This is a genomic window from Streptomyces zhaozhouensis (assembly GCF_900230195.1).
In the GTDB taxonomy this organism is placed as follows: Bacteria; Actinomycetota; Actinomycetes; order Streptomycetales; family Streptomycetaceae; genus Streptomyces; species Streptomyces zhaozhouensis.
Window position 1 is genome coordinate 43887 of sequence record NZ_OCNE01000002.1, and the last position, 13887, is coordinate 57773.

The following is a 13887-nucleotide window of genomic DNA, read 5'->3' on the forward strand; positions in this document are numbered from 1 at the left end:
CTCTCACCTAGAACGGGAAGGCGGTCACGACTCTTCCGTCATTCACGATCACACGGATCCTAGTCAAGGATCCGCCCCCGTTTGCCGGACCAGCCCTGCCGATGGTGTCACCGAAGTCCCATTCGTATATCTGGCCGGGCCGCGCTGCGCCAGTAGCAGGGTCTGGCGTGTTCGGCTTGGGAGTGCCACGATTGATGGTGTCAGCAATCCTCTGACGGACCTTCTTCTCCTTGCCGATGAAGATACCCGCCTCGTCGTCGACCAGCGCGCCACCGGGCCGGTGACGGTCCAGAATATGCTGCCAGTCCCCGTTCTCCAGCGCCGCAGTTCCGCAGATTCCACTCGAATTGTGAACGAGCACCGGAGTCTGTCCCGCCAGCACATAGTACGTGTGCAGTCCCTCGACCGTGAGGTTGTGGACCGTGCTGGCTCGGGTGTGCTGGGTGAGGGTGGTGACGGTGGCCGTGGTGCCGTCGGGGGCGGTGAGTTGGGTGCCGGCCGTCAACTCTGCGGCGTCGGTCCAGGCGCGGGTGGTCTGGTTCCAGAAGGGGTGTGCGTCGGTGGCGGTGAGGGTGGTGGGGCCGTTCTCGGTGGCGAGGGTGAGGGCGGTGAGGTGCTTGGTTCCGGTGCTGGTGATCTCGGCGGTGACGGTACGCGGGCTGGTCTCGCCGGTCTCCGGGTCGGTGGCCAAGACCATGTCGCCGATGCGGAGGTCCTCGATGGGGCGGGTGGTGCCGTCGGCCATCAGGACGTGGGTGCCGGCCACGAAGCTGTTACACGCGTCGCCCACGTTGCGGCGCAATGTCGTGCCCAGTTCGGACGCGTTCTCCAGGAGGCGGTCGACGAACTTTAGCCCTTTGCCCTGAGGGGCCTCCATGACCAGCCCCATGGCGCACGTCAGCAAGCTTTCCTGGCAGTCATCGAGCAGCGCACCAGGGTCCGGAAGGAACAACTCCACTGCGGACTGGCCCATTTCGACAAGGTTTTCCTTGGCGTCCAGAAGCGGGTCGACGATCGGCGCCAACGGATTGATCGGAAGAGCGGCAAGCTGGGACCGGGAGACCTGTTGGAAGGAACCTGAGGTGGCTGAGCCACTGTGTGACGCGTGCCAGGAGCTTGAGCTGTATGAGGCGTTGGAGGCGCTACGCGGACTCCAAAGAGCACGGCTGGCGCTGCTTCGGGCCCCCTTGACGACCTTGTGGACCGCGTTCTTGATGCCGCGGACAAGGTCCCCGAAGAACAGGCCGGTCGGGTCCGAGTACGTCAGCGGGTTGTTGTTGGCGTAGGTGTAGCCGTGGATCTGCTGTGGGTCGGTGAGGTCCATGACCGGGTCGAGGGAGATGAAACGGCCGGTCGCCGGGTCGTACTCCCTGGCGCCCAGATGTGTCAGCCCGGTGGAGGTGTCGGAGGTGCCGCCGACGAAGCCCCTGGTGCCGGGCCAGTCGTTCGGGGTGGGGCCGCGGATGGCGCCGAACGGCAGGGTCCGGCGCTGTTCCATGGCCAACGATCGGGCGTCGACGGCTATCTGGCCGGTGCCGTGGTGGTCCGCCAGGGTGTAGGAGAGGTCGCCGTTGTTCTCGAAGATGACCATGTGTCCACCGCCGGCGTCCACGTAGCGGGTCGCCTGGGCGGCGGAGGCTCCGGTCGGGAGGACGACCTCGGTGTGGCCGAGGTAGAGGGTGGTCTCCGTGGGCGTGCGGCCGATGAGGCGGCTGCCGTCGGCGTCGTAGACGTACTCCGTTCTCGCGCCGTCGGCGTCGGTCACCTCCGTCAGGCGTCCCTCGTCGTTCCAGGTCAACTCCTGGGTGTCGCCGCCGACCTGTCGGCTGACCGTGTTGCCGGCCGCGTCGTAGCCGTATTCCTCCAGCGAACGCACGCCGGGCGCCTCGTCCACGACGGAGGTGAGGGTGTGCGGCTGGGGCCCGCCCGCCTCCGGGTAGGCGTAGGTGCGGGTGGTGTCCTGCTCGTGGAGGGTCTCGGTCAGCCGGTTGCCGGCCAGGTCGTAGGTGTAGGAGTGGTGGTAGGGCTCGGTGCCGGCGATCGTGGCGTCCGCCGGATCACCGGCGCACTCCGCCGTGTCCTGTGTCCACGCCTCGGTCAACCGACGCAGATGGTCGTACTGGAAGCACTGGTTGTCGGTGCCGTCGCGCGAGGTGTCGTTGACGGACAGGACGTTGCCCGCCTGGTCGTAGGAATACGTCTCGAAACGGTCGACCCCGGACATCGCGAACCGGTCGATGCGGGCGGTCTTGAGGCGCTGGGTGCCCCACTCGTAGGTGTTGGTGGCCCAGACGGCCTCGTCGAAGGCACGGTGGTGCTTCAACGCGAACTGCAGGGGCTTGCCGGTGAGGCTGTAGGTCGTCTGGGTGGAGAGCCCCTGCGAACCGTCCAGCCCGATCTGGCGGCGCGTCCCCTCCTCGTAGCGGGGTTCCAGGGTCAACGCGCCCAGGCCGCCGGCCGCCGGGTAGCTGTGGGACTCGGGCAGGCCCGATGCGGCGTAGGCGGTGGCGGTCTCGTAGGAGCCGGCGAGGGCGCCCTCAGAGTCCGGGATGGTCATCTCGCTGCGGAGCGTCCGGTAGAGCGCGTCGTATTCCAGGACGCGGGAGGTGTACGCCTCGCCGTCGTGATAGCGGGTGGCCGCGGCCAGCTGCCCTTGGGCGCGGGGCAGGGTGTCGTACTCCCAGTCGGCGAGCATTTCGCCCTGGCCGTCGAGGAGCGCGGTGCGGCGACCGAGACCGTCATAGCGGTAAGTGAGCGTCGCTTCGCGGGCGTCGGTGCGGGTGGTGAGTTGGTCGCGGTCGTCATAGGTGGAGATGGTGGTGCCGGCGTCCGGGTCGTGGGTGTGGGTGCGGCGCCCCAACTGGTCGTAGTCGTAGGACCATTCGTTCCCGGCGGGGTCGGTGACGCGGGCCAGTTCTCCGCGCGCGGTGTAGGCGTAGCGGGTGGCGTCGAACGCGGCGTCCAGGGCGCGCTCGTGGTGCTGGCGCAGCTCGGTGGTGCGTTCCCTGGCGTCGAAGAGCGTGGTGGTGGCCGTGTCGCCCTCGGGCGGGATGACGGTGGTGCGATCCCCGAAGTAGTGGGTCTCGGTGACCCCGAGTACCTCACCACCGTCTCCGCTGCCGGCCATGAGTCGTCGTTCGGTCTCCCGGCCCAACCCGTCGTGGAGGTGGCGGGTCTGGGTCTCCACGCCCACGGCGTCGTCGGGCTGGAATATCTGGTGGTGGGGAGCGCCGAGGGTGTAGTAGGAGGCGAACGTCTGGCGGACCAGACCGCGTTCGTCGTAGAAGGTGTCCGTGAGCAGCCGCCCGTCCTCGGGGCCCGGGTTCTGGGTCTGGCGCTCGCGAAGGAAGCCGTCGTACAGGACGTAGGAGGAGTCCTGTCCGCCGTCCACGCCGATGGTGCGGGTACGCACCGCGACCGGGGAGCCGTCCGCGAAGCGGTAGTCGAACTGAAGGGACGGTGTGTCCTCCGGGTCGCGGTCGGGCAGCCAGACATGGCTGGAACGGCCCAACGCGTCGTGCGCGAGGACGGTCTCCCGGTCGTTGGTGTCGGTGGTCCGCACCGGCAGGCCGCGGAGCGGGTCGACTCGGGTGACGCTGGTCTGTGCGGTGTCGGGGTCGTCCGGGTCGGCCGGAGGTGAGGTCTCGGTGAGAGTGGCGGGGATGCCCGTGGACGGCTCGTAGGCGGTGGTGACCGTGCGGCCGTCGTCCCGCGCCGTGCGGGTGAGGGTGGAGCCGGTGGCGGTGACGTCGGCGGCCAGGTCGGTAACGGTCAGCGGCCGGCCGTAGGAGTCGAAGGTGGCTCCGCTTTCGCGGTAGGTGGCCGTGGTGCCGTCGTGCCCCGTGAGTTCCGCCCGGGCGGTGGCGTCGCCGACGGTGGGAGCCTGGCCGTAGTCGAGGCCGTCGTAGGCGCGTCGGTCGTCGGAGATCACCTGGGTCGCGCGGTCGGGGGTCGCGGAGCAGCCGACGGCGACGGTCTCCACACGACTGGGCAGGGTCAGCAGATCGCCCGGCGGGAACTCGACGCGGGTGCAGCGGTCGTCCGCGTCGTCCGCGAGATCACCGTGGTCGTGAGTCCGGGTGAGACGCCCCGCCACGGTGTCGTAGGTGTGGTCACGCCGGCTGGTGCGCCACTCCTCTCCCGCGCCCTGGTCGAGCGAGACGAACGTCGTCTCGCGAGCGATACCGGTGTGATGGGCGGTCAGATCGCCCCACGCGTGGCTCTCGCTGGCGGTCTCGTGGTGCCAGGGGCGGGAGACGGTCTTGGCCAGCACCTTCCCGTCCGGCCCGTCGAAGTCCACGGTGCGGTAGAGGAAGCCGGCCGCCGACTCGTGGTCGGTGATCGGGTCGCCCTCCCCCGCCTCCAGTTCGACGGAGACCGTGCGGGTGCCGCCGGAGGGAGCGGCGCGGTCGCCGTGCATCCCGCGCAGGAAGTAGGAGTCGGATTGGCTGGACTTCTCGGTCTGGCCGCCCGTCTGGACGCGGACGTGCCCGTAGCCGCGCCACTGGGACCAGGTCTTCTCGTCGTCCGGAACGAGGCCGTCATCGTTGTAGTGCCAGGCCGCGCCGCCCCGGTAGTCGTAGGTGGTGACCTGGTCGGGTGCGCCACCCGTGCGGTCGGTGAGTGTCACGTCGGTGGTGACGTATTTGTGGAACCACTCCAGGTCCGGGTCCTGGTCGGGCCCGTTGCCGAGGTACTGGGGGAAGCAGCGGGTGGTGTTGGTGTGCGGGGTGGGGAGCGCGTCCGTTTCGCAGACCGGGTCGGAGTATCCGACGTCGATCTGGCCGCCGGCCTCGTCGGCGATCGAGGAGAGCCGCCCCTTGACGAACGGGGCGCGGCCGTCGCCCGTTTCGTCCAGCCGGTTGACCAGCTGGGTGTAGCCGAAGGTCACCGGCGGCAGCGACACGGGCTCGGCGGCGGTGTGACCCGTGCGTTGCACGCTGGCCAGCAGCAACTGGTAGTCGACGTCCGCCGTTCCCCAACGGTGGGTCAACTCCCAGGAGTCCACGGACCTCCACGCGCCGCCGGTGTGGATCTCGGTGGTGACCCGGGCGAGCCGCTTGGTGGTCCAGAAGGTGGGGGACAGCCGGCCGGCGTCGCAGTCCTCGGCGGTGTCGCAGTTCAGGTCCCAGGGGGTGTCGTACCAGTACTGCGGATTGGCGTCGATGTCCGAGCAGTCGGCGCCGCCGCCGGGCAGGCAGCGCTCCTCGTTGGTGAACCTGACCCGGCCCATCGGCTGGCCGGCGTAGAGGTCGTCGCCGTCGTGGCCGTACTCGATGCGGTCGAGCACACCACCGCGGGTGTAGCGGGTGTTGTTGGTCTCGTCGAGGAACCGGCCGTAGGAGTTCTCCTCCTCGTCGTAGAAGTAGGCCATGGCGTTGCCACGCGCGTCGACGACGTAGTCGAGGTTCCAACGCCACGCCTGCTGGCACCAGGCGTCCTCGGTCGCCGACTGGTAGCAGGGGTCACCGGCATCGTCGCCGTAGACGGGAACGGTCCAGGTGGAGTCGGTGGTCGCGTCGCCGCTGCTCCAGCCGGGCAGCCGGTGGTAGCCGAAGTAGTACTCGGTCCCCTCCGGGTCGGTGACCCGCCAGTGCTCGTCGTCGCGGGCTCCGTTGCCACGGCTGGTGCCGGTCAGCCGCTCGACGACGGTGCCGTCGTCCTGCGGCAGCCGCCAGGTGTCGGTGCCGTCGGGGACCAGTTCACTGGCACCGCCGCCCAGTGAGAGGACCGCGTTGTCGTAGTCCCAGCACAGGTCGCCGACCTCGAACCCGTCCTCGTTCTCCACGCCCTCCTCTGCGCAGGGGATGTAGCGGCGCTCGATGAACCCGGCCCCGAAGTCGAAGCCGTCGCCCGCCCAGGAGCCCTGGTTGTTGGTGCCGCCGGTGCGACCGTCGACGGCCACCGCCGCGTAGTCGAGGGACAGCTCGGGCACCAGGCCGCCCGGTACGTCGGGGGCCGACAGCGGATACGACCAGGTGAAGTCACCCGTGTTGAGACCGACCTCCCAACTCGCCGACGGCGAAAGCGGGGACGCCGTGTGGTCGCCCTGCTCGCCCTCGTCCGCCGCCACCGCCGCGAGCACCAGGGGCTCCCCCGGCTCCGGGGCCATGTCGGGGGCGGTCAACGTCCGCTGTTCGGTGTCGTTGACCGAGCGGACCGGCTGCCGCTCCCGGCACTCCGCCTTCTCGGGCTCCTCCAGGGCACAGGCCGGGAGTCGGACGAACGTCAGCCGGGAGCCGTAGTTGCCGCCGTAGGCGTCGGCGAACGCGGCGTAGTCCAGCTCGACGCCGATCTGCCCGAGGGCTTCCGGTGCCAACGGGCTGGCCCCCCACTCGCCGCCGCTCTCGTCGGGAATCGTCACGCCGAGCAGGACGCCGTCGACGCCGGCCGCCTCGGCCGCGTCGTCGTCGAAGGTCTCGACCGTGGCGGTCGGCGCCGCCCGCCCAGCTTCCCGGGGCAGCGCGGCCACCGTAGGCGCCGTCAGCCGCACCGCCGACTCCTCGACGGGCAGGGAGAACGCCTCCCCCGATCCGCCGGGCAGTGGCACCTCGACCACGGAGGGCTCCGGCCGGTCCGCCGACGGGTCGGGCGGCGGCGGTATCTCGTGATTCTCCGGCCTCGGCAGGACGGACAGGCCGTCGGTCCCCGGCACCGCCTCCTCCGCGTCCGGGACCGGGGGCGCACCGCCGGTCTGGGCGGCCGCGGTCGGCATGGCCGCGGCCTGGAGCAGCGACGCCACCATCAGCAGCGCCAGCGACAGCGACACCTGCCGAGACGGGGAGCCGCTGCCACGCCGCGACCTCGCAAAGCCCTTCACCTGAGCATCTCCTCGACGACTCACAACACGGGATGAGGCAGTACGGAGGGCTGCCCGGCTCGCGCCGGGCAGCCTTCGGGGTGGTGCTGTCACTCCTCGGGAGCCGCGAGCGGCGGCACGACGCTCGGAGCGTCGCGTCGGCCCAGGCTCAACTCACGTATCTGCTCGGGCGCCAACGCACCCTGCACGGCCCACACGTCATCGATCGCGCCGGGCCACGCCTCGCGCCACACCCCGCCGGAGAGGGACCGGCCGACGTGCAGAGTGCTGCCCGCCTCGAAGGGGAAGACGTTGGGTGCCCAGGACTCTCCGGGCACGCAACTCTCCGCCGCGTCGTCGGAGCAGGTCAGCTCCTCCAACTCCCCGTCCACGTACAGGCGCGCCTCGGCGGCGAACCCGTCGTAGACCAGCGCCAGATGGCGCCAGTCGCGCACGTCGTACAGGCGCTGGTGGGACACCCTCGTCTGCACGGCGCCGGCCTGGTCCCGGTCGGCCAGGCTGACCTCCCAGCGCCCGAATCCCTCCTGTTCTCCATCGGGCACCCATCGCACGGCGAAGGCGCTCTCCCGCTGGCCGACGGCGCTGAGCACCGAGGCCGCGCCCCGCGGCGGCGACGCGGCGCGGGCGAAACCACTCACGGTGAAGCTCAGCGAGGTGTCGATCGGCACCTCCGGCACGTAGGCGTAACCGCCGCCGCCGTCCACATAGAGCGAGGCGTCGTCGACGAAACCGGGGCTCACCCCCGCGCCGCCCCACAGAAACAGGTCGTTTCCGAACGGCGTGGCGTCGGGCGAGGACACCGCGTCCCCCGCCTCCAACTGGTCCAGCTGCCAACGAGCACGGACGATCGGCGCCTGATGGTAGAGCTGCCACGCCTCGTACGCGGTCAGCACCCGGTCGAAGAGCCGCACGTCGTCGATCGCCCCCGGAAAGAACGAGCCCACGGTCCCGCCCTGCTGCCCCGCGCCGATCTGGACGCGCTGATTGGCGTGGAACGGGGTCTCCCAGGGGACGCTGCCCGCCGGCTCGCCGTTGACGTAGAGCGTCAGCGTCCCCTCGTAGGAGTCGTGCACCCCCACCAGATGGACCCATTCCTCGGCCGTCGCCGACTCACCGTCCGGCTGGAGAACGGCGACCGGAGTCGCGTCGGCCGCGTTGTCGCTGTACTGGTTGAAGCCCCAACGCCCGTGCGCCCCCGAGTAGTACAGCTCGAAGCCGGGCTTCTCCGTGCCGGTCTGGGTGGCCACCACGGCGTCGCCGTCCGGCAGCCGGTCGAGCCGCGCCCAGGCGGATACGGCGAAGTTGCGGCCGGTGTTGACCATCGCGGTGCCGGTGGCGCCGAAACCGCTGGTGCCGTCGAACCGCACCGCCTGGCCGTGCACACCCGGTACCCCGAACTCGACCCCGCCTCGCGTCGCGGCGCCCAGCACGTCGGAGCCCGCCGAAACCCGCCGCTCACCGGCGGCCTCGTCCAGCGCGAGCAGCGCCACAGCCGGGCGACCGCTGGTGTGGAGGCGCTCCTTGTTGAAGAGCCGGGCCACGTGCGAGGTGGGGGACGCCATGTAGAGGTCGAAGATCTGGACCTCGTCGATCGCGCCCGGGAACGGGGACCTGATCTGGTCGTCCGAGCGTCCCGCGCCGATCTGCACCGGGCCCCGGGCGTTCCACGCGGCGGAGTAGGCCGTGGCGCCGGCCAACTCGCCGTTCACGAACAGCCGCAGTTGTCCGCCCCCGGGGTCGTAGGAGCCGACCAGGTGAGTCCACTCGCCGGCCACCACCTCCACGTCCGCGGCCAGCACCCGGGCGGTGCGGTTGTCGTCCGGAGCGTCGGCCCGGTACTGGTTGAACGCCCAACTGTCCTGCGCCGCCGAGTAGTACAGCTCGAATCCCGGTCGGTGCGTGCCGGCCTGGGTCGCGATCACCGCCGCACTCGTAGGCTTCCGATCGAGCTTCACCCAGGCGGAGACGGAGAAGGCGCGGTTGGTGTCGAGGATCGGCCCGTCCGTCGACAGATAGCCGGTGTCGCCGTCCAGCTCCAACGCCGTCCCGACGGCCCCCTCACCTCCCAGCGTCGCCCCGCCGTGAACCGTCGCCCACCGGTCGGGCACCGCACCGGCTGCCTCCTCCGCGCCGGTGGCGTCGTCGAGCGGCCAACTCGCTCTCGGTGGACCGCCGGCCTGGACCCGGAACTGGTAGGAGGTGATCTCCGAGATGTTCCCCGCCCGGTCGACCGCCTGTGCGGTGACGAAGTGCAGCCCGGGGCGCTCGGGGACCAGGTCCACGATCCGAGGGCCGCCGTCGGTCGTCGCCACCTCGTTCTGGGGCAGCGGGTCGCCGTTCAGTCCGTACCAGTAGCGGTCCACGTCGTCATCGACGGCGTCGAGGGTGAACTCGCCGTAGTGGCCCGTGCCCCGGTGCCAGGGGTCCGAGGGGTCGGACGGGTCGGAGGCCGGATAGAACGGGGAGGAGACGGCGGGCCCCTGCGGCACCGACACGTTGTGGACGAAGTGGCAGGCGTGCCCGCCGCCGCTGCTCGACCAGGGGCTGTAGGCGGAGCCGTCGTACGAACGCGCCAACCACTGGACGGGAACGTCCGAAGGGACGCTGCCGGGCAACCGCGCCGAGAAGGCGGAGCCCGAGCGTTTCGCCGTGCTCAACCCCGACTCCCAACGCACCGCGTTGCCCTGGCCGTCGCCGCTGTCCCATCGGGCGGCGAACTCCACCGCGACCTGGTCGCCGTCGGGGTCGGTCACGTTGTTGGCGTGTATCTGCCCCAGCGTGCGCACGTCGGCCGCGCGGTCCGCCGGCTTGCAAGCACCGCCGTACTCCATGACCAGCTGGGACGGCTTGATCCGGGGCGGGACGCGGTTGTAGAGCACCCGCAGGTGGGCCCGGTCGGAGAAGCGTTTCCAGGTGAGCCGCTCCGACTCGTTGGCGGCCCGCAGCCCGAAGGTCAGCGACGCGGTGCCGTTGTCCGCCGCGGACTGCACGGCAGACCGTACGTCGAACTCGGCGTCGGCCGCCGCGCACCCCTGATAGCCGTAGGAGAAGGATTCCGTACGCATGCGCTCCGCCCAGAAGGAGCTGTTGTTCTGGCTGTTCCAGGTGGTGTTGGCGCTGATGCCCCGGGTACGCCACAGCTCCACGTTCTGCGGGGTGCAGGACGCGGAGTGCACGTTGCGGACCACGAACTCGGCGGACGTGATGCGGGTACCGGCGAACTTCGAGGTGGGAAGGCGGTACATCAACCGCTTGACGTCCTGCGGCATACAGGTGGCCCAACCGCAGTACCCCATCCCCGCGTTGGAGTCCCCGTTGAACTTCCACTGCGGCGAGCCGGCCCAGTACCGCGAGACCATCGTCCACGCCGAGGAACGGGGGCTGTGCCACTGCGGGTCGATGTAGACCGGGTAGACGGTCTCCTCTCCCCGCAGCACCTCCTCGTCGGGGGTCAACGTGAGCGTCTCCTCCACGTTGTCGACCTCGGCGCCCACGTGGCCGAGGTTGCTGGACTCGCCCGCCCCCGGCGGGCCGACGGCCGCTGCCTCGTCCTCGTCCGCCTCGACGCGCCCCTCGGTGTCCCCGCCGCCGGAGCTGGAGTCCCACATCAGCGGTACGGGTGCCTCGAAGACGGGGGTGTCGGCGTTCGCGTCCAGCGCCTGGACTCCGCCCTCCTCCGTCACCTCGACTACCACGTTCGTGGCGCGCAGCCTCAGCCGCAGCTCCTCCAACGCCGGATCGGCGGCCGCCTCGGCGGAGTTGACCACGATCAGCTGGCTGAACCCGTCGGCCTGGGCGGCCAGTCGAAGGTCCACGTCCGGCAGCACGTCGTGGTAGACCGCCGTGTCCCCCGACAGCTCGGGGGCCGGCAACTCTCCCGACCAGCTCAGCGCCAGCGCCCGTCCACCGCGTTCCAACTCGACCAGGGGACCGGCGCCGCCACCGGAGAACGTCAACTGCGCGGTGGCCGCCCGAGGACCGACGGAACCGTCGTCACGCAGCACCAACTCCGTGTCCACCGGCTGCCATTCACCAGCGACACGCGCCCACACCGGCCTCAGGTACTCCAGCGCCTCCAGGTCCCCCTCAGGCGTGGCGAACACCTCGCTGGTTTCGCCCCGCAGCGACTCCACCTCGACGCTCTCGCCAGACTCCCGGGCCTCGGCCAGTGCCAACGCCTCGGCGGACGCCTCCGGAACGGTCGGATCGGATTCCCCGGTCTCCGTAGCGGCCGGCTCGGCCGCCGCCTCCGTCGCGACCGCGAGCACCGTGGCCGGCAGCAGACCGGCCACCATGACGCCGATGACGAGCTGAGCTACCCCGCCCCGTGTCACGCGTCGTGACACACACGGGTTCCCCCTCCTGCGCAACTTTCGAACCCCCTCCACAAGTCACACACACGCGTGACCAGCGGTCACCCTAAGGCGACGCAGCGCGATCCGAACAGGGTGAGACGAACGGGCATTCGAGACAAAGGGCGAACACGGGAAGTATCCACTGAGTGATCTATGTCATGTTTGCGCGGCTCTCTGACTGCGCGTCAGCTGCCGCGCGAATCCGCTCGCGTACCCGCCGCGGGCGGACCACATGGCGATGCGCCGGGTGGAGCCGCGCTACGCCGCAGGCGCGCCGCGTCCCACCTGGGGGAAGAGGGAGGCGGCGGACGAGTCGGCCTGTACGCCGGGTCCTGTTCCCGGTGCGTGCCCGTGGGTGCGCGCCGGGTGGCGGTCATCCATCTAGGGGTGATGTCGCCATCACCCTCAAGCGGTCTACCCGTGAACCTCGGGCGGGCAGCCCTCAGGCGTTCACGCGGGGCCGTCCGAGGACGGTCCCTTCTTGACCTTGCTCCGGGTGGGGTTTACCGAGCCGCCCAGGTCACCCTGGGCGCTGGTGGTCTCTTACACCACCGTTTCACCCTTACCGGGTCCCGCTCGCGCGGTCCCGGCGGTCTGCTTTCTGTGGCACTGTCCCGTGGGTCACCCCAGGTAGGCGTTACCTACCACCCTGCCCTGTGGAGCCCGGACGTTCCTCGGTGGGGCCCTGGTAGGGGCACCAACGCGACCGCCCGGCCGGCTCGTCCGCCGTGTGGACAACCCTACCTCGGCCGGCCTCCGTCCCCCGACCGCGTACGCTGCGGGGCATGTTGGTGCTGTTGCCGCCCTCGGAGGGCAAGGCCGACGGGCTCAGGGGCCGGCCGCTGGCGTGGGGGTCGCTCGCGCTGCCGGAGTTGGACGAGGCCAGGGCCCGGGTCGTGGACGAGTTGGTCGAGCTGTGCGCGGGCGACCCGGTGAAGGCCAGGGAGGTGCTGGGCCTCAGCGAGGGCCAGTCCGCCGAGGTCGCCAGGAACGCCGCGCTGCGGACAGCGCCCACCGCCCCCGCGGGGGCCGTCTACACCGGGGTGCTCTACGACGCGCTCGGCCTGGCCACGTTGAGCCCGGCGGCGAAGCGGCGCGCGGGGAAGGCGTTGCTGGTCTTCTCCGGGCTGTGGGGCGTGCTGCGGATCAACGACCGGATCCCCGCCTACCGCTGCTCCGGCGGCGTGCGGCTGCCGGGGATCGGCCCGCTGGCCGGCCACTGGAAGGGACCCCTGGGCGAGGCCCTGCCTGAAGTGGCGGGCTCCGGGCCCGTGTTGGACCTGCGGTCCGCCGCCTACGCGGCGCTGTGGCGCCCCTCGGGCGAGCTGGCGGCGCGCACGCTGACCGTGCGGGTGCTCCAGGAACGGCTGGTGGGCGGCGTGCCGAAGCGTTCGGTGGTGAGCCACTTCAACAAGGCCACCAAGGGCCGGCTGGTCCGCGACCTGTTGGAGGCCGGCCCGCTGCCGCGCCGGGCCGACCGGGTCGCCGACGCGCTGCGGGAGCTCGGCTACCGGGTGGAGGCCGACGACGCCGCGCCCGGCCGGCTGGACGTGGTGGTCAGCGAGGTGTGACGCCGAGGTGCGCCGTGTCGTTGAACCGGCGCACCGTCGCGTTGCCGTCCGGGTAGTAGCCGATCTCGCTCAGGGCGGCCGGTGACAGCTCCATGCGGAACATCGCGGCCGGCGGCGCGCCCAGCGCGAGCCGCAGCAGCGTCTTGACCGGCGTGACGTGGGTCACCGCCAGCACGGTGCGGCCGGCGAAGCGGGCGAGCGTCTTGTCCCTGGCGACGGCGACCCTGCGGGCCACCTTCGCGAAGCTCTCGCCGCCGCCCGTCGGATAGGCGTCGGCCGACTCGAGCCAGGCCCGCAGCTCCTCCGGGTGGCGCTGCCTGACCTCCTCGAACGTCAGCCCCTCCCAGGCACCGAAGTCCGTCTCCCGCAGCCCCTCCTCGACGCGCACGTCGAGCCCGAGGCGTTCGGCGACGGCCGCCGCCGTCTGCCGGCAGCGCCGCAGCGGTGAGGTGACGACGGCGCCGAGGCCGACGCCCTCCAGGGCGGCGGCGGCCGAGGCGGCCTGGGCGTGGCCGACGTCGGTCAGCTCGGGGTCGGGCCCACCGCTGCCGGAGAACCGCTTCTCCGCGGTGAACGCCGTCTCGCCGTGGCGCAGCAGCAGCAGGGTGGTCGGGGTGCCCGTCGAGGGGCCCCAGCCGCGGGCCGTCGAGGCGGTGTCCGGCTCCTGGGACGGCGGCTCGGCGGTGGCCTCGGCGGCCGGGGACGGCTCGCCCGGACGCCACTCCTCGCCCCGGCGGCCGGCGTCCATCGCCTCGTTGGCGAGCCGGTCGGCGTGCTTGTTGCGCTCCCGGGGGATCCACTCGAAGCGCACCGCGCCCGGCGGGTAGATCTTCTGGGCCTCCAGGGCCAGCGGCTTCATGTCGGGGTGCTTGATCCGCCAGCGGCCCGACATCTGCTCGACCACCAGCTTGGAGTCCATCCGCACCCGCACCGCCGCGTCGGGCGCCAGGGCGTGGGCGGCGCGCAGTCCGGCGATCAGGCCCCGGTACTCGGCGACGTTGTTGGTCGCCGTGCCGATGTAGGCGGCGGTCTCGGCCAGCACCTGGCCGTTGCCCGCGTCCCTGACCACGGCGCCGTAGCCGGCCGGGCCCGGGTTGCCCCGCGAGCCGCCGTCGGCCTCGATCACCAGCTCCCGCGTCAT

At 71.2% G+C, this 13887-nt stretch carries 4 protein-coding genes and 1 other RNA gene; 1 reads left to right on the forward strand and 4 read right to left on the reverse strand.

Features of this window, described 5'->3' with window-relative positions:
• Positions 1–7: 7 nt before the first annotated feature.
• From CRP51_RS03425 to rnpB, 3 genes are all read right to left on the reverse strand, one after another.
• Entirely contained in the window at positions 8–6769 is a 6762-nt protein-coding gene (locus CRP51_RS03425) for a polymorphic toxin-type HINT domain-containing protein (protein ID WP_097229472.1), read from the reverse strand.
• Between the two features lie 140 nt (positions 6770–6909).
• Positions 6910–11115, reverse strand: a complete 4206-nt coding sequence (locus CRP51_RS03430; protein WP_097229473.1) for a LamG-like jellyroll fold domain-containing protein — start codon at positions 11113–11115, stop codon at positions 6910–6912.
• Between the two features lie 365 nt (positions 11116–11480).
• Positions 11481–11897, reverse strand: an RNA gene (rnpB, locus tag CRP51_RS03435) — RNase P RNA component class A.
• A 63-nt stretch (positions 11898–11960) separates the two neighbouring features.
• Between rnpB and yaaA the strand changes: the two genes are divergently transcribed.
• Positions 11961–12746 (forward strand): peroxide stress protein YaaA, encoded by a 786-nt coding sequence (gene yaaA, locus CRP51_RS03440; RefSeq protein WP_097229474.1) that lies wholly within the window; start codon positions 11961–11963, stop codon positions 12744–12746.
• Here the strand turns inward: yaaA and CRP51_RS03445 are convergent.
• Entirely contained in the window at positions 12733–13887 is a 1155-nt protein-coding gene (locus tag CRP51_RS03445) for a bifunctional RNase H/acid phosphatase (protein ID WP_097229475.1), read from the reverse strand. The two genes, yaaA and CRP51_RS03445, sit on opposite strands and share 14 nt — an antisense overlap.